At 74.4% G+C, this 19674-nt stretch carries 18 protein-coding genes and 1 tRNA gene; 8 read left to right on the top strand and 11 right to left on the bottom strand.

The features are described 5' to 3' along the window. Nucleotides 1-47: 47 nt before the first annotated feature. Genes AB0E83_RS26925 through AB0E83_RS26935 form a run of 3 tightly spaced genes read left to right on the top strand, consistent with a single transcriptional unit; the run spans nt 48 to nt 3039 of the window. Nucleotides 48-1112 (top strand): peptidoglycan-binding domain-containing protein, encoded by a 1065-nt coding sequence (locus AB0E83_RS26925; protein WP_362117134.1) that lies wholly within the window; start codon nt 48-50, stop codon nt 1110-1112. After that, nucleotides 1109-1849, top strand: coding sequence for an ABC transporter ATP-binding protein (locus AB0E83_RS26930; RefSeq protein ID WP_362117048.1), 741 nt, complete (start codon nt 1109-1111; stop codon nt 1847-1849). The genes AB0E83_RS26925 and AB0E83_RS26930 overlap by 4 nt, the downstream gene beginning before the upstream one ends. Further along, the gene (locus AB0E83_RS26935) at nt 1846-3039 is read left to right on the top strand and encodes an ABC transporter permease (RefSeq protein WP_362117051.1); all 1194 of its coding nucleotides are present in this window, start codon (nt 1846-1848) and stop codon (nt 3037-3039) included. Before AB0E83_RS26930 ends, AB0E83_RS26935 begins: the two co-directional genes overlap by 4 nt. A gap of 90 nt (nt 3040-3129) precedes the next feature. Here AB0E83_RS26935 and AB0E83_RS26940 read toward each other — a convergent pair whose 3' ends face one another. The 3 genes from AB0E83_RS26940 to AB0E83_RS26950 all read right to left on the bottom strand — a co-directional run bounded on the left by AB0E83_RS26940 (nt 3130) and on the right by AB0E83_RS26950 (nt 6396). Continuing rightward, nucleotides 3130-4812: an ATP-binding protein gene (locus AB0E83_RS26940; protein ID WP_362117054.1), complete on the bottom strand. Its 1683-nt coding sequence runs from the start codon at nt 4810-4812 to the stop codon at nt 3130-3132. Further along, nucleotides 4809-5528 carry a response regulator transcription factor gene (locus tag AB0E83_RS26945; RefSeq protein WP_362117057.1) on the bottom strand — a complete coding sequence of 240 codons (720 nt, stop codon included), beginning with the start codon at nt 5526-5528 and terminating at the stop codon, nt 4809-4811. Before AB0E83_RS26945 ends, AB0E83_RS26940 begins: the two co-directional genes overlap by 4 nt. A 64-nt stretch (nt 5529-5592) precedes the next feature. After that, on the bottom strand, nt 5593-6396 hold the full coding sequence (locus AB0E83_RS26950) for an exodeoxyribonuclease III (protein ID WP_362117060.1): 804 nt from the start codon (nt 6394-6396) through the stop codon (nt 5593-5595). Nucleotides 6397-6446: 50 nt separating this feature from the next. Here AB0E83_RS26950 and AB0E83_RS26955 point away from each other — a divergent pair, with 50 nt between their 5' ends. Next, nucleotides 6447-6926, top strand: coding sequence for a GNAT family N-acetyltransferase (locus AB0E83_RS26955; RefSeq protein WP_362117063.1), 480 nt, complete (start codon nt 6447-6449; stop codon nt 6924-6926). A gap of 102 nt (nt 6927-7028) precedes the next feature. Here AB0E83_RS26955 and AB0E83_RS26960 read toward each other — a convergent pair. The 7 genes from AB0E83_RS26960 to galU form a co-directional block, all read right to left on the bottom strand. Further along, nucleotides 7029-7105, bottom strand: a tRNA-Ala gene (locus tag AB0E83_RS26960). An 87-nt stretch (nt 7106-7192) separates the two neighbouring features. Further along, the gene (glpR, locus tag AB0E83_RS26965) at nt 7193-8221 is read right to left on the bottom strand and encodes a gephyrin-like molybdotransferase receptor GlpR (RefSeq protein WP_362117066.1); all 1029 of its coding nucleotides are present in this window, start codon (nt 8219-8221) and stop codon (nt 7193-7195) included. A gap of 153 nt (nt 8222-8374) precedes the next feature. Continuing rightward, complete coding sequence (locus AB0E83_RS26970; protein WP_362117068.1) at nt 8375-8995, bottom strand: GNAT family protein; 621 nt, start codon at nt 8993-8995, stop codon at nt 8375-8377. After that, on the bottom strand, nt 8992-9513 hold the full coding sequence (locus AB0E83_RS26975; RefSeq protein ID WP_362117137.1) for a MogA/MoaB family molybdenum cofactor biosynthesis protein: 522 nt from the start codon (nt 9511-9513) through the stop codon (nt 8992-8994). Before AB0E83_RS26975 ends, AB0E83_RS26970 begins: the two co-directional genes overlap by 4 nt. Nucleotides 9514-9581: 68 nt before the next feature. After that, nucleotides 9582-10067 (bottom strand): cyclic pyranopterin monophosphate synthase MoaC, encoded by a 486-nt coding sequence (gene moaC / locus AB0E83_RS26980; protein ID WP_362117071.1) that lies wholly within the window; start codon nt 10065-10067, stop codon nt 9582-9584. A gap of 59 nt (nt 10068-10126) precedes the next feature. Next, nucleotides 10127-11395, bottom strand: a complete 1269-nt coding sequence (gene glp / locus AB0E83_RS26985) for a gephyrin-like molybdotransferase Glp (RefSeq protein WP_362117141.1) — start codon at nt 11393-11395, stop codon at nt 10127-10129. 106 nt (nt 11396-11501) lie between these two features. Continuing rightward, nucleotides 11502-12413: a UTP--glucose-1-phosphate uridylyltransferase GalU gene (gene galU / locus AB0E83_RS26990; RefSeq protein WP_362117073.1), complete on the bottom strand. Its 912-nt coding sequence runs from the start codon at nt 12411-12413 to the stop codon at nt 11502-11504. Between the two features lie 96 nt (nt 12414-12509). Here galU and AB0E83_RS26995 point away from each other — a divergent pair, with 96 nt between their 5' ends. After that, complete coding sequence (locus tag AB0E83_RS26995) at nt 12510-13115, top strand: 5-formyltetrahydrofolate cyclo-ligase (protein WP_362117076.1); 606 nt, start codon at nt 12510-12512, stop codon at nt 13113-13115. A 32-nt stretch (nt 13116-13147) separates the two neighbouring features. Here AB0E83_RS26995 and AB0E83_RS27000 read toward each other — a convergent pair whose 3' ends face one another. After that, entirely contained in the window at nt 13148-15883 is a 2736-nt protein-coding gene (locus tag AB0E83_RS27000; RefSeq protein ID WP_362117079.1) for a penicillin acylase family protein, read from the bottom strand. Between the two features lie 271 nt (nt 15884-16154). On the opposite strand from AB0E83_RS27000, the gene AB0E83_RS27005 reads away from it, so the two are divergent. From AB0E83_RS27005 to AB0E83_RS27015, 3 genes are all read left to right on the top strand, one after another. Next, entirely contained in the window at nt 16155-17675 is a 1521-nt protein-coding gene (locus tag AB0E83_RS27005) for a potassium/proton antiporter (protein ID WP_362117144.1), read from the top strand. 261 nt (nt 17676-17936) lie between these two features. Next, nucleotides 17937-19217 (top strand): MFS transporter, encoded by a 1281-nt coding sequence (locus tag AB0E83_RS27010; protein ID WP_362117082.1) that lies wholly within the window; start codon nt 17937-17939, stop codon nt 19215-19217. Between the two features lie 68 nt (nt 19218-19285). Next, the gene (locus AB0E83_RS27015) at nt 19286-19603 is read left to right on the top strand and encodes an FmdB family zinc ribbon protein (protein WP_362117085.1); all 318 of its coding nucleotides are present in this window, start codon (nt 19286-19288) and stop codon (nt 19601-19603) included. Nucleotides 19604-19674: the final 71 nt, after the last annotated feature.

A 19674-nucleotide genomic window follows, 5' to 3' on the forward strand; every position in this document is an offset into this window, starting at 1 on the left:
ACGCCGCCGAACTGGCCCGCCAGACCGCCCGCCACCTGGGCGGCGCCCTGCGCGAACCCGTCACCGTCGGCGCCTCCGCGCCCGTACCGGACCCGACCTGGCTCCCCGAGCCCGGCACCACCGCCGAACGCGGCGACACCCTCCTGCGCGTCGACGACCGGCCGGTGGTGCTGCTGTACGGCACCCTGCCGATGTACCGCGACCTGGGGCGCCCGCGGACCGCCACGCCACCGGACGCGGACACGGGCACGGGTACGGGCACGGGTACGGGCACGGGTACGGGCACGGGTACGGGCACGGACACGGGTACGGGCGAAAACACGGGTACGGGAACAGGCACGGGCAAGGGCGCGGCCGGCGCGACTCCCCCGCCCGCCCCTCCCTTCGCCCCCACGCCCGCGCCCACGCCCTCCCCCGCGCCCCTGCGCGGCATGGACGTCCTCCAGTTCGAGTCCAACCTCGCCGCCCTCGGCTACACCGGCTTCACGGTCGACGAGGAGTTCACCGCCGGCACCGAGCGCGCGGTGAAGCGCTGGCAGCGGGCGCTCGGGCTGCCCGAGACGGGCCGGGTCGGCCTCGGGGACGTCGTGTACGCCTCCGGCCGCATCCGCCTCGGCCAGGCCGGGGTCCGTCCCGGCCAGCCCGCCGGGGAGTCCGTGCTGACCTTCACCGGCTCGTCCCGCAAGGTCACCGTCCAGGCCGCCGCCGAGGAGACCGCCTGGGCAGTCCGCGGCACCGCCGTCACCGTGACCCTGCCCGACGGGCGCACGGTCGCGGGCGAGGTCGCCGGCGTCGGCCGGAGGGCGAGCGCGCCCGAGGGCGGCCGGGCCGGCGCCCCGCCGACCGTCCCGGTCACCGTCGCCATCGCCGACCAGCGGGCCCTCGGCCGGCTGGAGGGCGGCCCGGTCACCGTCGCCCACGTGGGCCGCGAGCGGGCGGACGTGCTCGCCGTGCCGGTCGCAGCCCTGGTCGCCCTGGCCGAGGGCGGCCACGGCCTGGAGACCGCCGGGGGACGCTTCGTCACGGCCCGCACCGGCCTCTTCGCCGACGGGATGGTCGAGGTGAGCGGCCCCGGGGTCCACGAGGGCCTGAAGGTGAGGATGCCCCGGTGAGCGCCCCCGCACCGGCGCCGGTCGTCGAGTTCCGCTCGGTGTCGAAGACGTACCCCGGCGGCGTCGCGGCCGTCCGGGACGTCAGCCTGGCCGTCGGCCGCGGCGAACTCCTCGCCGTCGTCGGCCCGTCGGGCTCCGGCAAGTCCAGCATGCTGCACCTGATGGGCAGTCTGGACGTGCCGACGTCCGGGCGGGTCCTGGTCGACGGGCACGACGTGGCCCGGCTCTCCGACCGGGAGGTGTCGGCGCTGCGGGCGACCCGGATCGGCTTCGTCTTCCAGCAGTTCCACCTGGCGGTCGGCGTCCCGGTCCTGGACGCGGTCGCGGACGGCCTGCTGTACGCCGGGGTCCCGCGCCGCCGCCGCAGGGCGCGGGCCGCGGCCGCCCTCGCCCGGGTCGGGCTGCGCCACCGCGTCCACCACCTGCCGCACCAGCTCTCCGGCGGCGAACGCCAGCGGGTCGCGGTGGCCCGGGCGGTCGTCGGCGAACCGGCCGTGCTGCTCGCCGACGAACCGACCGGCAACCTCGACTCCGCCTCCGGGGCGGCCGTCCTGGAGCTCCTGCGCGAGCTGAACGCGGCCGGCACCACGGTCGTGGTCATCACCCACGACCGGGACGTCGCCGCCGCGCTGCCCCGCCGGATCGAACTGCGCGACGGCCGGATCGTCGCCGACACCGCCCCGCACGCCCTCCGCACCCCGCCCGGCGGCCCGTACGCGACAGGAGCATCCGCATGACCGACCGGCCGCGGGCCGCCCGGCTCCGCCCCGGGGACGCCGTCCGCCTCGGCGGCACCGGGCTGCGCACCCGCCCCCTGCGGGCCTTCCTCTCCGCGCTGGGGATCGCGATCGGCGTCGCCGCGATGATCGCGGTGGTCGGCGTCTCCGCCTCCGGCCGGGCCGAGGTGGACCGCCGGCTCGACGCGCTCGGCACCAACCTCCTCCGGGTCGAGCCCGGCACCTCCCTGGCCGGCGACCGGGCGAAGCTGCCGGCGGACGCGGTCCGCATGATCCGCCGCGTCCCGCCGGTCCTGGAGGTCGCCGCCACCGGCGGTACCCGGGCGAAGGTCTACCGCAACGAGCGGATCCCGGAGGGCCGGACCGGCTCGCTGACCGTCCGGGCCGCCGACGGGGACCTGCTCGCCGCCGTCGGCGGCCGGATCGGCCGGGGCCGCTGGCTGGACGCGGCGACCGAGCGCTATCCGGCGGTCGTCCTGGGCGCCACCGCCGCCCAGCGCCTCGACGTCCGCACGCCCGGCACCCGGCTGTGGATCGGGGGCCGCTGGTTCTCGCTGGTCGGCGTCCTCGACCCGGTGCCGCTCGCGCCGGAGCTGGACGGGGCCGCGCTCGTCGGCGGGCCGGCCGCCCGCACGTACCTGGGGTTCGACGGGCATCCGTCGACCGTGTACGTCCGTGCCGAGGAGCACGCCGTCACGGCGGTGCGGTCGGTGCTCGCCGCGACCGCCGACCCCGCCCGCCCCGGCGAGGTCCAGGTCTCCCGGCCCTCCGACGCGCTCGCCGCCCGCGAGGCGACGGAGTCGGCGCTGACCGGGCTGCTGCTCGGCCTCGGCGGGGTCGCGCTGCTCGTCGGCGGGGTCGGCGTGGCCAACACGATGGTGATCTCCGTCCTGGAGCGCCGCCCCGAGATCGGGCTGCGGCGGGCGCTCGGCGCGACCCGGGGGCAGATCCGGGGCCAGTTCGTCACGGAGTCGCTGCTGCTGTCGGCGCTCGGCGGACTGGGCGGCACCCTGCTCGGCGCCCTCGTCACGGGCGTGTACGCGGTGGGCCGGGGCTGGCCGGCGGTCGTCCCGGCGTGGGCGACGGCCGCCGGCCTCGGGTGCACGCTGGTGATCGGCGCGCTCGCGGGCCTCTGGCCGGCGGTCCGGGCGAGCCGCCTCGCGCCGACGGCGGCCCTGTCCGGCACCTGACCGCACGTCACGGAGAGCGGCGCCACGCGTTCCCCGAGGGCCCGGAATTCCCTTTCCCGGGTCCTCGGCGCGGATTCCACGGCACGGAATTCAAAAATCCGCACCGTTTTCCCCCTCCCCTTCCGCGCGCGGCGCTCCGGGGAACAGCACGGTGAACACCGAGCCCTTTCCCGGCTCGCTCGCCGCCGTGACCGTCCCGCCGTGGTCGGCGACGATCCGCCGGCAGATGGAGAGGCCGAGGCCGCTGCCGCCGGTGGCCCGGCCCCGGGCCGCGTCCGCCCGCCAGAAGCGGTCGAAGAGGTACGGGAGGTCGGCGGCCGGGATGCCCTCGCCGGTGTCCCGCACGGCGATCCGCACCCGGCCGTCCGCCCGGCCGAGCTCCAGCCGGACCGAGCCGCCCGCCGGGGTGTGCCGCACGGCGTTGCCGACCAGGTTGCCGAGCGCCTGCCGGAGCCGGTCGGGGTCCCCGTGCAGGCGGACCGCGCCCGGCCCCGGGCCGGTCACGGTCAGCTCGACCCCGGCGGCCGCGGCGCGGGCGCTGTGCGCGGTGCGGCAGGCGTCGAGGAGTTCGCGGGCGTCGAGGGCGCGCCGGTGGTAGGTGAGGGCGCCGGCCTCGGCGAGCGCCAGGTCCTGGAGGTCGTCGACGATCCGCTGCTGGAGCAGGACCTCCTCGTGGAGCGAGTCGAGGAGGTCGGGGTCGGCCTCCAGGACGCCGTCGCGCAGGGCCTCCAGGTAGCCGCGGAGGTTGGCGAGCGGGGTGCGCAGCTCGTGGGCGATGTCGCCGACGAGCCGGCGCTGGCGCTCCTCGCTGGCGGCGAGGGAGTCGGCCATGCGGTTGAAGGCGCGGCCGAGTTCGCCGATCTCGTCCCGGCCGGCGGCGGGCACCCGGCGGCCGAGGTCGCCCTCGCCGAGGCCGCGGGTGGCGGTGGTGAGGGCGCGTACGGGGCGGAGCACGGCGCGGCTGAGGAGCACCGCGCAGCCGAGGGCGGCGAGGACGACGCCGGCGGCGACGGCGACGGCGGGCCCGACGGCGAGGGTGCGGCCGGCGTCGTCGACGGCGCCGAGGCGGACGGTGAGGGGCTGGGGGGCGACGGCGGCGGTCCGTTCGGCGAAGACCCGGCGCAGACAGGCGTGCAGGGCGTCGGCGGGGCCGTTCCGGCAGGGCTCGGTGGCGGCGAACTCGGCCTGGTGGACGCCGGTGGGGGCGGTCTCGTCGCGGACGCAGGAGGCCGATCCGGCGGGGGCGCCGGGGGCCTTGCCGCCGTCCGCGAAGTCGGGCACGCCGAGGTCGCCGGGGGTGGTGGTGACGGTGTGGCCGGCGCGGGTGAGACAGGCCGCGTAGGTGACGCCGGTGCCGTACCGGAAGACGGCGGTGGCGGTCGTCTTGGCGAGGCCGAGGGCGGAGAGGCCGGCGGGCAGTTCGAGCCGGGGCCGGGGGTCGACGAGGAAGGGCGGGGCGGTGGTGCCGGGGCGGGGGGCGCGGCCGAGGAGGGCGTCGGAGTCGGCGACCGGCCCCGCCTCGGTCGCGACGCGGATGCGCTGGCCGGTCTCCTCGGCGAGGGAGCGGACGAGGGGGAGGACGCCGTCCCAGGTGCCGTGGGTGGCGCCGTGGGCGCGCAGCCCCTCGGTGATGCGGGTGAGGGAGCGCTGGTCGGCGGCGGCGGACTCGCGGACCTGGCCGGCGGCCTCGCGGAGGGTGAGCCAGGCGGTGGCGGCGGTGGCCGCGGCGGCGACGAGGAGGACGAGGGCGAGGACCCGGAGGCGGAAGCTCACGGCCGCTCCGCGCCGGCGCCGTCCGGTGCCGTGTCGGCGATCCGGTAGCCGCGTCCGTACACGGTCTCCAGGTAGCGGGGGCGGGCCGGGTCGGGTTCGAGCTTGCGGCGGAGGTTGCGCACGTGGGCGTCGACGGTGCGCTCCAGGACGTCGCTGTCGAAGCCGAAGACCCGCTCGATGATCAGGGCCCGGGTGAAGACCCGCCCGGGTTCGCGGACCAGGGCCTCCAGGACGGCGAACTCCTTGGCGGTGAGGGCGACCGGGCGGCCCTCGACGGTGACCTCGAAGCGGGCGGCGTCGAGGGTGATGCCGCCGGCCCGGATCAGCTCGGGCGGGGCGGCGGCGCCGGCGCGGGAGCGGCGCAGCAGGGCGCGGACCCGGGCGGTGAGCTCGCGGGGGCTGTAGGGCTTGGTGAGGTAGTCGTCGGCGCCGAGGTCGAGGCCGAGGAGCAGGTCCTCCTCGGTGCTGCGGGCGGTGAGCAGCAGGATCGGCACGTCGCACCCCTCGGAGCGGAGGATGCGGCAGACGTCGAGGCCGTCGACGGCGGGCAGCATGACGTCGAGGACGACGAGGTCCGGCCGGGCCGACCGGATCCTCTCCAGCGCGGTCCGGCCGTCCGCGACGACCTGGACGGAATTCCCTTCCCTTTCCAGATAGAGGCGGATGAGCCGGGACTGCTTCTCGTCGTCCTCGGCGATCAGAATGCGCGCGCTCAAGAATTCTCCCCACCCGGGCCGCGTATTTCGACGAAACGGTACCCCGGGCGGGAGCGGCCGGCTCCTAGAGCTCGTACACGGCGGTGACGGGGGCGTGGTCGCTCCACCGCTCGGCGTGGGTGGCGGCCCGCTCGACGTACGCCTTGACGGCCTTGGCGGCCAGGCCGGGGGTGGCCATCTGGTAGTCGATGCGCCAGCCGGCGTCGTTGTCGAAGGCGCGGCCCCGGTAGGACCACCAGGAGTACGGCCCCTCCTGGTCGGGGTGGAGGGCCCGGACGACGTCGACGTAGCCGCCGTCGGCCTCGTCGAGGACGCGGGTGAGCCACGCGCGCTCCTCCGGGAGGAAGCCGGCGCTCTTGCGGTTGGCCCGCCAGTTCTTGAGGTCGGCCTCGTGGTGGGCGATGTTCCAGTCGCCGCAGACGACGACCTCGCGCCCGTCGGCGGCGGCGCGGACCCGCAGCTCCTTGAGGTAGGGCAGGAACTCGCCCATGAAGCGGTACTTCTCGTCCTGCTTCTCGGTCTCCGCCTCGCCGGAGGGGAGGTAGAGGCTGGCGACGGTGACGCCGGGCAGGTCGGCCTCGACGTACCGGCCGGAGCCGTCGAACTCGCTCGACCCGAAGCCGACCCGGACGGCGTCGGGCTCGCGCCGCAGGTAGAGGGAGACGCCGGCGCGCCCCTTGGCGGCGGCGGGGGCGTGGGCGGTGAACCAGCCCTCGGGGGCCCGCACCTCGGCGGGCAGCTGCGCCTCCTCGGCGCGCACCTCCTGGAGGCAGACGGCGTCGGCGGAGGTGCCCGCCAGCCATTCGACGAAGCCCTTCTTGGCGGCGGCACGGAGGCCGTTGACGTTCGCGCTGGTGACAGTGAACATCCCGGGAGAATACCGACACCCCGCACTCGCATACACGTACGATGACCGCCATGCACATCCAGCCGACGCCGTACGACCACCCCGACGCCGTGAAACTGCAGGACGCGGTGCAGGCCGAATACGCCGTCCGCTACGCCGGCGAGGGCGACGCCACCCCGCTCGACCCGTCGATGTTCCGCCCGCCGCACGGCCTCTACCTCCTCGCGTACGACCCCGAGGGCCGGCCCGTCGCCAGCGGCGCCTGGCGCCGCCAGGACGAGAACGAGGAGGGGTACGCGGACGGGGACGCCGAGCTGAAGCGGATGTACGTCATACCCGAGGCGCGCGGCCTGGGCCTGGCCCGCCGCCTCCTCGCCGTCCTGGAGGACGACGCCCGCGCCGCCGGCCGGACCCGCATGGTCCTGGAGACCGGCACGGCCCAGCCCGAGGCCATCGCCCTCTACGCCTCCAGCGGGTACGAGCCGTGCGCCAAGTTCGGCCTCTACCGCCACCACGACAGCAGCCGCTGCTTCGCGAAGCCGCTGGTCTGATCCCGCCCGCCGGCGCCCCCGGGCGCCGGCACTCCGCGTCCCGCCCCCGGAAACGACGAGATCCCGCCCGATCTTTCGATCGGACGGGATCCCGTCTTCCGCTGGTGGACCTGAGGGGATTCGAACCCCTGACCCCCTCGATGCGAACGAGGTGCGCTACCGGACTGCGCCACAGGCCCCTGCGACGTGTGAAACATTAGCATCCCGATCGACGAGAAGAAAAATCGCTTCCGCCGCAGGTCAGATGAGGACCCGTCCGGGCCCGCTCATTCGTTGGCGGCGCGGGGCCGCTCGTCGTCGGCGTGGTCGGCGTACTGGTCGAAGAGCGGGGTGCGGCCCTGGTCGCGGCCGCGGCGCGGCGGGGCCGGGCGGCGGCGCGGGGCGGGCGAGGCGGCCGGGGGCTGCTCGGCGGCGGTCGAGGAGCGGGCCGCGCTCCAGGTCTCCGGGTCGGTGACGTCCACGCCGTTGGAGGCGCGCGGGGCGACCGGCGCGGTGACGTAGGTGGGCAGCGGCACCGGCACCGGGTCCCAGCTGTCGCCGCGGGCCGGGCCGCGCTCGCGCTGCTGGTCCACCCACTCGGCGTGGTCGGTCTGCTCGACCAGGGCGCGCCGGTCGGCCTCCTGCGGGGAGACGGCGGGGGCGGGCGAGGGCTCCGGGGCGGGCGCGGCCGCGCGGCTCTCGCGGAGCCGGGCGGCGGCGGCCTCGGCGCGGCGCCGGTCCATCACGTAGACGAAGCGGCGGCGCTCCTGGCCGCGCAGGTGGACGATGTAGGCGCTGAGCAGCACGGCGGGGACGCCCGGCGCCCACAGGAAGGCGACGCCGCCGACGGCGGCGACCACGGCCCCGAGGGTGAAGGCGGAGAAGAGCACGATCGTGGTGCGCCGGCGGCGCGCCAGGACCTTGCCGCGGCGGGCCCGCTCGGCGGCGCCGGCGGCGGGGCGGGCGGGCGCCGGCTCGGGGGCCGGTTCCGGCTCGGGGCCGGGCAGCTCCAGGCGCGCCTCGGTCCTGGCCGGAGGCGCGGAGAAGGCCCGGACGTCGACCGAGCTCAGATGCTCGGTCGCCGCGTCCGGGTCCACGTCGGGCGTCGCCTCCCGGGCCGTACGGTCCCGCTCGCGGAGCTCCTTGGCGTACCGGCGCTCCATGCCCGCCCGTCCGGACAGCAGCCGGATGGCGGTGCTGAAGCGTTCCGTCGGACGGGCCTCGTTCAGCTCGTCCTGCCTGCGGAGCCACATCGGCACCAAGTAGGCGGCCCAGGCCCCGACGATGACTGCGTAGATGAGGCCGCTGCTGCTCACGCCTCACACGGTAGAGGGGTTCGCGACGGGGCATCGGCCAATTGGCCCGGTGTGTCGCACGATCTGGCTGATATCACTGAACTTTTTTGTGATTGTTCAGATCGATCGGTGTTCATATGCCGCCGAAATTCGAACAGTTATGTGATTACGGGTTCAGGCGGCCTCTCGGCGCCGGGTCCGGTGCCACCGGGCGAGCAGCCCCTCCGGAATCTCCTCCGCCGTCAGCGCGAAGACCAGGTGGTCCCGCCAGGCCCCGTCGATGTGCAGATAGCGCGGCCGCAATCCCTCTTCCCGGAAGCCGAGTTTCTCCACCACCCGGCGCGAGGGGACGTTCTCCGGCCGGATGCACACCTCCACGCGGTGCAGCCCCACCGTCCGGAAGCAGTGGTCGGTGGCGAGGGCGACCGCCGTCGGCATCACCCCGCGCCCGGCCACCTCGCTGTCCACCCAGTAGCCCACGTGCCCCGAGCACATCGAGCCCCAGGTGATCCCGGCCACCGTCAACTGCCCGGCCATCCGCCCCCGGTACTCGACGACGAACGGCAGCATCCGCCCCGCGTTCGCCTCCGCCCGCAGGTGGCGCACCATCTGACGGTAGGTGGGGCGCTGCGCGGGCGGCATGCCCGGCGCGGGCGGCGGGACCGTCGCCTCCCAGGGGCGCAGCCACTCGCGGTTGCGGCGGTTCACCTCCCGCCACTCCTTCTGGTCGCGCATCCTTATCGGGCGGAGCAGCACGTCTCCGTCGACGAGGACGACCGGCCAGGCCGCGGTCATGACGCCGGGCCCGCTTCCGCCGGTCTCGGGTGGTCGCCGCCGCGGATCTGGTCCACGGCGTGCCGCAGCAGCGGCTCCAGGACGGCGAGCCCGTCCCGCACCCCGCCGGTCGAACCCGGCAGGTTCACGATCAGCGTGCCCCCGGCGACGCCGGCGAGGCCGCGGGAGAGCGCCGCCGTCGGCACCTTCTCCCGGCCGTAGGCCCGGATCGCCTCCGGGATCCCGGGGATCTGCCGCTCCAGGACGCGGGCGGTGACCTCGGGCGTCTCGTCGGTCGGCGAGATGCCGGTGCCGCCGGTCGTCAGGATGACGTCGTACCCGGCGGCGATCCCGGCCCGCAGCGCCGCCTCGACGGGCGCCCCGTCCGGGACCACCCGCGGCCCGTCCACCGCGAAGCCCATCGCGCGCAGCCCCTCGGCGATCAGCGGCCCGCCCCTGTCCTCGTAGACCCCGGCGGAGGCCCGGTTGGAGGCGGTGACGACGAGCGCCGCGTACGGGGCGGTCGGGGCGCCGCCCACGTCCGCGGCGGGGGCCGCCGGCGCCGTCTCCGCCTGGTCGTGCGCGCCCGCGACCCGGCCGCCGCGCGTCACGCCTCGCCCCGGGTCCAGTGGCCCGACTTGCCGCCGGTCTTCTCCTCCACCCGCACGTCGGAGATGACCGCGCCCTTGTCGACCGCCTTCACCATGTCCACGACCGTCAGCGCGGCCACCGACACGGCGGTCAGCGCCTCCATCTCGACGCCCGTGCGGTCCGTGGTCCTGACCGTCGCCAGGATCTCCACGGCGTCGTCCGCGACCGACAGGTCGAGCGTCACGCCGGAGACGGCCAGCGGGTGGCAGAGCGGGATGAGGTCGGGGGTCCTCTTCGCGCCCATGATCCCGGCGATCCGGGCGGTGGCCAGCGCGTCGCCCTTCGGCACGCCCTCGCCGCGGAGCAGTTCGATGACGCGCGGCGAGACGAGGACCCGCCCGCTGGCCCGCGCGGTGCGGGCCGTGACGTCCTTGGCGGAGACGTCGACCATGCGGGCCGCCCCCGCCTCGTCGATGTGGGTGAGACCTTGCTGCGTGCTCATGGCCGTGACACTCCCGGTCGCTGTGTGGGACGACACACCGTACCCCCGACCCGCCCCCCTCAGCCGAGGAGGACCACGTCCAGCTCCTCGCCCGGCTCCGCCCCGTCCCGGTCCTCCGGGACGACGAGCAGGCAGTCGGCGTGGGCGAGGGCCGCGACCAGGTGGGAGCCGGCGCCGCCCACGGGGGTGACGGTGCCGGACCCGGCGTCGTACCTCCCCCGGAGGAACTGGCGGCGGCCGGGCGGCGAGGAGAGCGGCGCGTCCGCCTCCAGGGTGGCCCGGACGACCGGCCGGTGCAGCTCCTCCAGGCCCATCAGGGCCCGGATCGCGGGCCGGACGAAGAGCTCGAAGGAGACGTACGAGGAGACCGGGTTGCCCGGCAGGGCGAGCAGCGGGATCTGCTCGGGGCCGATCGCGCCGAAGCCCTGCGGCTTGCCCGGCTGCATGGCCAGCTTGCGGAAGTCGACCTGCCCGTCGGCGGTGAGGGCCTCCTTCACCACGTCGTAGGCGCCGACGCTGACGCCGCCGGTGGTGACGATCAGGTCGGCCCGGATCAGCTGGTCCTCGATGGCGGCGCGCAGCGACTCGGCGTCGTCGGCGACCGCGCCGACCCGGTAGGCCAGGGCGCCCGCGTCCCGGGCGGCGGCGGCCAGGGCGAAGCTGTTGGAGTCGTGGATCTGGCCCGGGCCCAGTTCCTCGCCGGGCTGGACGAGTTCGCTGCCGGTGGAGAGGACCACCACGCGGGGGCGCGGCCGGACCGTCACCGTGCCCCGGCCGATCGCCGCGAGCAGACCGAGCTGCGGCGGTCCGAGGACCGTGCCCGCCGCGAGGGCGAGCTCCCCGGCCCGCACGTCGCTGCCGGCCCGGCGCACATGGGCGCCCGCCTCCGCAGCGCGGTGCACCCGCACCTCGCCGGCCGCGCCCTCCGGGGCGGCGCTCGCGGCCCGCATGCCGGTGGCCGCGCCCTCGCCGGCGCCGCCGTCGGTCCACTCGACGGGGACGACGGCCTCGGCGCCCGGCGGCAGCGGGGCTCCGGTCATGATCCGGGCGGCCTGCCCGGGGCCGACCTCCGGCAGCCCGCCGGCGCCCGCGGCGACGTCGCCGACGACGGTGAGGACCGCGGGGAACTCCCCGGTCGCGCCCGCCACGTCGGCGACCCGGACCGCGTACCCGTCCATGGAGCTGTTGTCGAACGGCGGCAGCGCCGCCGGCACCGTCACGTCCTCGACCAGGACGCAGCCCTGCGCGTCGAGCAGCTGGAGCTCGATCGGGTCGAGCGGGCCGACGGTGGCCAGGATGTCGGCCAGGTGCTCGTCGACCGACCACAGGCGCGTCCCGGCACCGCCCGGGCCCGCGCAGGGATCGCCCGGACCGTGGCCGTGGCCGTCGTGGTCCTGGTGCTCCTGGGACGGTGCCGTCTCGCTGCTCAAGGTCCTACATCTCCTCGCTGACGTATCTCCGGAGCCAGGCCCGGAAGTCCGGTCCCAGATCTTCACGTTCGCACGCGAGTCTGACAATGGCACGCAGATAGTCGCCGCGGTCGCCGGTGTCATAGCGGCGCCCCTTGAAGACGACGCCGTGCACCGGTCCGCCGAGCTTCTCGTCGCCCGCCAGCTTCTGGAGGGCGTCGGTCAGCTGGATCTCGCCGCCCCGGCCCGGCTCGGTCTCGCGCAGCGTGCCGAAGACCGCCGGGTCGAGCACGTAGCGGCCGATGACCGCGTAGCTGCTGGGCGCCTCGGCCGGCTCCGGCTTCTCCACCAGGTCCGTCACCCGCACCACGTCGCCGTCGGCGGTCGGCTCGACCGCCGCGCAGCCGTAGAGGTGGATCTGCGAGGGCTCGACCTCCATCAGCGCGATCACGCTGCCGCCCTCGCGCTCCTGGATCTCGACCATCCGCGCGAGGAGGGGGTCGCGCGGGTCGATCAGGTCGTCGCCGAGGAGGACCGCGAAGGGCTGGTCGCCGACGTGCGGGGCCGCGCACAGCACCGCGTGCCCGAGGCCGCGGGGGGCGCCCTGGCGCACGTAGTGCATGGTGGCGAGGTCGTTGGACTCCTGGACCTTGGAGAGGCGCTCGTCGTCCCCCTTGCGGGCCAGCGCCTCCTCCAGCTCGTAGTTCCGGTCGAAGTGGTCCTCCAGGGGACGCTTGTTCCGGCCGGTGATCATGAGCACGTCGGAGAGCCCGGCGGCGACGGCCTCCTCGACGACGTACTGGATCGCCGGCTTGTCGACGACCGGCAGCATCTCCTTCGGGGTCGCCTTGGTCGCCGGAAGGAAGCGGGTGCCCAGACCGGCGGCCGGGATGACAGCCTTGCTGATCCGGCCTGGCCGGGGGAACTGCTGATTCATACGGGCACCTTAGCCGCTGGGGAATGAGAGAAAGATGGGGTTCCGATTAACTTTCTCCGCATAAAGACGGTTACGAGAGATTCCTGAGGACCCGCCATGCAGAAAGAGGCTTCCGATTTGTCCGAAAAGGCACTGCTGCGCCGCCGGCTGCTCGACGGGCGCGCCGCCCTCACCCCCGACGACCTGGCCGGGGCGGCGAAGGCCCTGGCCGAGAACGGCCTCGGACTGCCCGAACTGGCCGGGGCCGCCACCGTCGCCGCGTACGTCTCGGTCGGCCGCGAGCCCGGCACGCGCGTGCTGCTCGACGCCCTCCACGCGCGCGGGGTGCGGGTCCTGCTGCCGGTGCTGCTGCCCGACAACGACCTGGACTGGGCCGCGTACGAGGGGCCGGAGGCGCTGACGCGGGCCGGCCGCGGGCTGCTCGAACCGACCGGTCCCCGGCTCGGCCCGGACGCCGTGCGCACGGCGGACGCGGTGCTGCTGCCGGGCCTCGCGGTGGACGCGCGCGGCATGCGGCTGGGCCGGGGCGGCGGCTCGTACGACCGGGTCCTCGCCCGGCTCGCCCGCGCCGGGAAGGACCCGGCCCTGGTGGTGCTCCTCTACGCGGACGAGGTGGTCGCGCGGGTCCCGGAGGAACCGCACGACCACCCCGTGCACGCGGTGGTCACCCCGGACGGGGTGGCCCGTTTCCGCCGTTCCTGATCACGGAACGAGCGGCTTCCGGCCGTTCCTGATCACGGCTTGAGCGTCAGCGTGTCCTTCGCCGCCGCGTCGACCGCCGCCTTGCCGTAGGGCCAGTCGTACAGCTCGCCCTCGGCCCAGGCGTCCGTCTGGTCCGTGTAGTTGTCGTGGAAGGCGTGGCCGGAGGCGCCGGTCAGGTTGATCCACCGGGACCTGTCCCAGTCGCCGACGTTGACGACCATCCGCATCGACGGCACCCAGATGACCTCGTAGCCGCCGGCCGCGTTCCAGCCGGTGGCGTCGACCGCCGCCTCGCCGCCGCCGAGGTTCCACGGGCCGCGGTTGAGCAGCTTCTGGACCGCGCCGGGACCGGCGGTGCCGAGGGTCTGGTTCTTCAGGTTCAGCTGGTGCAGCCGGCCCCAGCTCCAGGTGGAGACGTCCTTGCCGAGCTTGGCGGTCAGCTCCCAGCGGGCGTCCTTCATGGCGCGGGCGAGCAGCTGGTCACGGGTCTCGGTGGCCGGGTCGGTGCGGGTGGCGGGGGTGCTCCACCAGGGGCTCTTCTCCTGCTTGAGGAGCGGGCGGACCACCTCGTACCAGCGGTCGCCGCCGTCCGGCTGCGCCGAGTCGGGGTCGCGCTCGCCGCACTCGCGGACCAGCTTGTTCTGCTCGTCGACCGGGCCGGTGGCGTCGACCGGGCGGACGTTGACGCAGTCGCCCTCGGCGCGCACCTCCTTGGGCAGCTTGTCGCCGAAGGAGAGCTTGAGGACGTTGCGCCAGACCGCGTTGAAGTAGGCGGCGGCGGCCGAGTCGGGCTCCTGGGTGTAGTCCCAGCCCTCCAGCAGCTTCTGCGCCTCGCGGACGTGCGGGTCGGAGATGTCGATCTTCAGCAGGAGCGGGTTGAGCAGGGTCGCGATCTCGCTGCGGTTGTCCGTCTGCATGGTCCGCATGTCGTCCGGCGAGATCTTGCCGCCGTCCTTGGTCTTCGACTCGATGAGGTCGTTGATCCGCTGGCTGCGCGAGCCGTAGCCCCAGTCCTTCGTGAGCAGGTCGTCGTACCGCTCCGGGGAGATCACGGCCTGGTTGGCGGTGACGATGTAGCCGCGCTCCGGGTCGTACTCGTACGGCAGCTGCTCGAAGGGGATGTAGCCCTTCCAGCGGTACGAGGAGTCCCAGCCGGGCGCGGGCAGGGTGCCGTCGCCCTTGGCGCGGCGCGGGATCTTGCCCGGGGACTGGTAGCCGATGTGGCCCTCGGTGTCGGCGTAGACGAGGTTCTGCGAGGGGACCTCGAAGTTCTTCGCGGCGGCCCGGAACTCCTTGAAGTCCTGGGCGCGGTTGAGCGCGAAGATCGCGTCCATCGACCTGCCGGGCTGGAGGGCGGTCCACTGGAGGGAGACGCCGTAGCCCTCGGCGCGGTCGGGGGCGGAGTTGCCGACAGGGGCCTTCTGGCCGACCTTCTCCAGCTCGGTGGAGCGGTCGGAGACCAGCGGGCCGTGGTCGGTGGAGCGGACGGTGATGGTCCGGCTCTTCCCGCCGGCGACCTTGATGACCTCCTCGCGGGTATCGAACGGCTTGACCTTGCCGTCGACGAGGTAGCCCTCGGGGCTGACCTTCTCCAGGTAGAGGTCGGTGACGTCGGCGCCCAGGTTGGTGAGGCCCCAGGCGATGGAGTCGTTGTGGCCGATGATCACGCCGGGCATGCCGGAGAAGGTGTAGCCGGCGACGTCGTAGCGGCAGGTCGCGGAGACCGAGCGGCAGTGCAGGCCCATCTGGTACCAGAGGGACGGCAGCATCGGCGCGAGGTGCGGGTCGTTGGCGAGCAGCGGCTTGCCGGAGGTGGTGAGGTCGCCGGAGACGACCCAGGAGTTGGAGCCGATGCCGTTGCCGTTGGGGCCGAGCAGCGCGGGGACGCCGTCGAGGACGTCGGAGAGGCCCGACAGGGCGGCGAGCTGGGCGCTCGCGCCGCCGGAGCCCGCGGCCGCGCCCGTACCGGAGCCGCCGTCGGCCTCCTCGTCCTTGCCGGCCTCCGGGTCGAACTTCTTCGTCACCGGGTCGACCGTGCCGCGGTCGAGGATCGGCTGGTGGAGGTCGTACGGGTACTCCGGGTACAGCTGCTTGATCTGGGCCGGGGTCAGCCGGCTGGTGAGCAGCGAGCGGTCGATCTCGTCCTGCATGTTGCCGCGCAGGTCCCAGGCCATCGCCTTGAGCCAGGCGACCGAGTCGACCGGCGTCCACGGCTCGATCGCGTAGTCGTTGGTGAGGGCGAGGGCCGCGTACTCGACGGAGACGTCCTTCGGGGCCCGGTCCTTCAGGTAGGCGTTGACGCCCTCCGCGTACGCCTGGAGGTACTTCTTCGTCTCCGGCGTCAGGACCTTGTCGTACTCCTGCTGCGCGACCTGGCGCCAGCCGAGGGTGCGCAGGAAGGCGTCGGTGTCGACCTGGCTGTCGCCGAACATCTCGGAGAGGCGGCCGGCGGTGAGGTGCCGGCGGACGTCCATCTCGTAGAAGCGGTCCTGCGCCTGGACGTAGCCCTGGGCGCGGAAGAGGTCGGTCTCGTTGTCCGCGTAGATCTGCGGGATGCCGTTGGCGTCCCGCTTGACCTCGACGTCGCCGGAGAGCGAATCGAGCCGGACCTCGCCGGTGGTCTGCGGGAACGAGGCCCGGACGGTGCCCACCCCCCACCAGCCGCCGAAGGCGACGGCCCCGACCAGCGCAAGGACCAGGAGCAGGACGATCAGGCGGGCGCGCCTGCCTTTCTTCTTGGCGGGGGGCGCGGTCGTGTTGGAGGGCATCGCTGTCCTTCGAGGGGCAGGGTGGTCCTGGAGTACGGGAGCAACCTTAGGCGCAGCGCCCGAGGGGCCCGGACTCGGTGTCGGGGAGGAACCGGACCGATGACCGTATCGAAGGCCCCCGGGCGCGAAGAAGGCGTCAAGAAAACGTTAAAGATTAGGTAAGGTAACGAAGTACCGGCCGCTGGAGGAACGATCCGGCGTGCCCGCGAGGGGAAGGAACGGCGCACTGACTGTCCACCAGCTCAACGAACTCCTGCTGATCAGCTCGCTGGTGCTGCTGATCGCGGTCGCCGCCGTGCGGATCTCGTCCCGGAGCGGGCTCCCCAGCCTCCTGCTCTACCTCGGCATCGGCGTCGCCATCGGACAGGACGGCATCGGCAACGTCGCCTTCGACAACGCCGAGCTCACCCAGGTCATCGGCTACGCGGCCCTCGTCGTCATCCTCGCCGAGGGCGGTCTCGGCACCAAGTGGAAGGAGATCAGGCCGGCCCTGCCGGCCGCGGTCGTCCTCTCCACCCTCGGCGTCGCCGTCTCCGTCGGCATCACCGCCGCCGGCGCCCACTACCTCGTCGGCCTGGAGTGGCGCCAGGCGCTGATCATCGGCGCCGTCGTCTCCTCCACCGACGCCGCCGCCGTCTTCTCCGTGCTGCGCAAGGTGCCGCTGCCGTCCCGGGTGACCGGTGTCCTGGAGGCCGAGTCCGGCTTCAACGACGCCCCCGTCGTCATCCTCGTCGTCGCCTTCTCCTCCGCCGGACCGGTCGACGACTGGTACGTGCTCGTCGGCAAGATCGCCCTGGAGCTCGCCATCGGCGCCGGCGTCGGCCTCGCCGTCGGCTTCGTCGGCTCGTACGGGCTCAAGCACGTCGCCCTGCCCGCCTCCGGCCTCTACCCGATCGCCGTCATGGCCATCGCCGTCACCGCCTACGCGGCCGGCGCGCTCGCCCACGGCTCCGGATTCCTCGCCGTCTACCTGGCCTCGATGGTCCTCGGCAACGCCAAGCTGCCGCACGCCCCCGCCAACCGCGGCTTCGCCGAGGGACTCGGCTGGATCGCCCAGATCGGCATGTTCGTCCTGCTCGGCCTGCTCGTCACCCCGCACGAGCTGGTCCACGACTTCTGGCCGGCCGTCGTCATCGGCCTCGTCCTGACGATGGTGGCCCGGCCCATGGAGGTCCTGGTCAGCCTGCTGCCCTTCCGCATCCCCTGGCAGGAGCAGGCCCTGATGTCCTGGGCCGGCCTGCGCGGAGCCGTCCCCATCATCCTCGCCACCATCCCGATGGTGGGGCAGATCGAGGGCAGCGAGCGGATCTTCAACATCGTCTTCGTCCTGGTCGTCGTCTACACCCTCGTCCAGGGCCCGACCCTCCCCTGGCTCGCCCGCGCCCTCAAGCTCGGCGACTCCGCCGAGGCCGCCGACCTCGGCGTCGAGTCCGCCCCGCTGGAACGGCTCCGCGGCCACCTGCTCTCCGTCGCCATCCCCGAGGGCTCCCGGATGCACGGCGTCGAGGTCGCCGAGCTCCGCCTCCCCGCCGGGGCCGCCGTCACCCTCGTCGTACGGGACGAGGCCAGCTTCGTGCCCGGCCCGGCGACCGTGCTGCGCAAGAGCGACGAGCTGCTGGTCGTCGCCACCGACCCGGTGCGCGACGCCACCGAGCGCCGGCTCCGCGCGGTCGGCCGGGGCGGCAAGCTCGCGGGCTGGCTGGGCACCGGCGACGGGCGGGAGGCGGCCGCCGCCACGCCGGCCCGCTTCCACCTGCCGGGCACGGGGCACGAGAAGAAGCCGTCCCGTTAATCGTCGGCATTATTTCGGGGTCGAACGCGTTCCCTCCAGTGGAATCACAGGCGGGAACGCGCTTCTCCCTGTACCATGAAGGCACACTTGATCGAACCAACTCTGCCTGACGCAGAGCTGGCGCGACCGTATGGCGGCCGCGGCGCCCCTCCCGCAGTGGGGCCCGCCGGTATCTACCGCAGTTCCGCGCAAGAGGACAGCTCTCGGCGAGACCGGCACCACCGTGCCCGCGCGCTACCAGGCGGCAGAAAGGCAAGGACCGTGGCATCCACGGTCATCTCCGAGAAGCGTCCCGGTTACGGGCAGCTGCTGCGCACCCCCGGTGCGCTGTCGTTCCTGATCCCCGGGTTCGCCGCCCGGCAGCCCTTCGCGATGCTCACCATCGGCATCGTCCTGCTCGTCCAGCACACCACCGGCTCCTACGGCAGCGCCGGCGCCGTCGCCGCCGTCACCGGCGTCTCCATGGCGCTCTTCGCCCCGCAGAGCGGCAAGCTCGCCGACCGCTTCGGCCAGCGGGCCGTCCTCGTCCCGGGCGTCATCGTCCACTCCGCCGCGGTCTCGCTGCTCGTCGCGCTCGCGCTGGCCGGCGCCCCGCTGTGGGCGCTGTTCCTCGCCGCCGTGCCCGCCGGCGCCTCCGTCCCGCAGGTCGGCCCCATGGTCCGGGCCCGCTGGGCGGCCAAGCTGGACGGAACGCCGCTGATGCCGACGGCCGCGGCCTTCGAGTCCGTCACCGACGAGTTCACCTTCGTCGTCGGCCCCGTCCTCGCCACCGCCCTGTGCACCGGCGTCCACCCGGCCGCCGGCCTGATCACCGAGGCCGCCCTCACCCTCGTCGGCGGACTCTTCTTCGCCGCCCAGCGCGCCACCCAGCCGCCGCACGGCCTGCTCGCCGCCGCCGGCCGCGCCGACGGCGAACCGCACCGCTCCGCGCTCTCCGTCCCCGGCGTCCGCGTCCTGATCGTCGCCTTCCTCGGCATCGGCGCCGTCTTCGGCGGCATGCAGGTCTCGCTGACCGCGTTCAGCGAGGAGATCGGCAACCCCGGCGCCAACGGCCTGCTGTACGGCGTCTTCGCGGCCGGCAACATGCTCGCCGGCATCGCCATGGGCGCCGTCGCCTGGAAGACCGGCCCCCGCCGCCGCATGGTCCTGGGCTACGCCGGCCTCACCGTCGCCGCCTCCCTGCTGTGGACCGCGCACTCGGTGGTGCTGCTCGGCGCCCTCGGCCTCGTCGTCGGCCTGTGCATCGCCCCGGCTCTGATCACCGGTTACACCATCGTCGAGACCCTCATCCCGGCCTCCGCCCGGACCGAGGCGTTCACCTGGCTCACCGGCGCCGTCGCGCTCGGCCAGGCCCTGGCCGTCACGGTCGCCGGCCGCCTCGCCGACGCCCAGGGCTCCGGCGCCGGATTCCTCGTCCCGGCCGCCGGCACCGCCCTCGCCTTCGTCACCCTCGTCGCCCTGCGCGGGAAGCTCAAGCCGCGCGAGGCGAGCCGGGTCGCGGCACGTGGCGTCGGTCACCGCGTGCCGGTGGCGGTGGACTGAACCGGCGGAATACGTCACTATGGATCGTCGTTAGCACTCGATGAGTGTGAGTGCCAGGAGGAAGACTAGTGCCGACCTACCAGTACCAGTGCACCGAGTGCGGCGAGGGCCTTGAGGCGGTCCAGAAGTTCACGGATGACGCGCTGACGGAGTGCCCCGCCTGCCACGGCCGCCTCAAGAAGGTGTTCTCGGCCGTCGGCATCGTCTTCAAGGGCTCCGGCTTCTACCGGAACGACAGCCGCGGCGCCTCGTCCAGCAGCTCCCCGGCCTCGAAGAGCTCGACGTCCTCGTCGGCGTCCACCTCCTCGGCCCCGTCCGACTCGAAGCCGGCCTCGTCGACGTCCGCCCCGGCGTCCTCGTCGTCGTCCTCGACCCCGGCCGCCTGAGTCCGGCCGCACCCAGCACCACCGCCCGGCCCCGGCCCCCGCGAGGGGGACCGGGGCTCCGGCATGCCCGG

Origin of the sequence: Streptomyces sp. NPDC035033 (assembly GCF_040636735.1) — a bacterium.
In the GTDB taxonomy this organism is placed as follows: domain Bacteria; phylum Actinomycetota; class Actinomycetes; order Streptomycetales; family Streptomycetaceae; genus Streptomyces.

Excerpts from the sequence above, each read along its gene's own strand:
- AB0E83_RS26935 (WP_362117051.1), top strand. The coding sequence starts at position 1,846 with ATGACCGACCGGCCGCGGGCCGCCCGGCTCCGCCCCGGGGACGCCGTC.
- AB0E83_RS26950 (WP_362117060.1), bottom strand. The coding sequence starts at position 6,396 with ATGTTCACTGTCACCAGCGCGAACGTCAACGGCCTCCGTGCCGCCGCC.
- AB0E83_RS26955 (WP_362117063.1), top strand. The coding sequence starts at position 6,447 with ATGCACATCCAGCCGACGCCGTACGACCACCCCGACGCCGTGAAACTG.
- AB0E83_RS26970 (WP_362117068.1), bottom strand. The coding sequence starts at position 8,995 with ATGACCGCGGCCTGGCCGGTCGTCCTCGTCGACGGAGACGTGCTGCTC.
- moaC (WP_362117071.1), bottom strand. The coding sequence starts at position 10,067 with ATGAGCACGCAGCAAGGTCTCACCCACATCGACGAGGCGGGGGCGGCC.
- galU (WP_362117073.1), bottom strand. The coding sequence starts at position 12,413 with ATGAATCAGCAGTTCCCCCGGCCAGGCCGGATCAGCAAGGCTGTCATC.
- AB0E83_RS26995 (WP_362117076.1), top strand. The coding sequence starts at position 12,510 with ATGCAGAAAGAGGCTTCCGATTTGTCCGAAAAGGCACTGCTGCGCCGC.
- AB0E83_RS27000 (WP_362117079.1), bottom strand. The coding sequence starts at position 15,883 with ATGCCCTCCAACACGACCGCGCCCCCCGCCAAGAAGAAAGGCAGGCGC.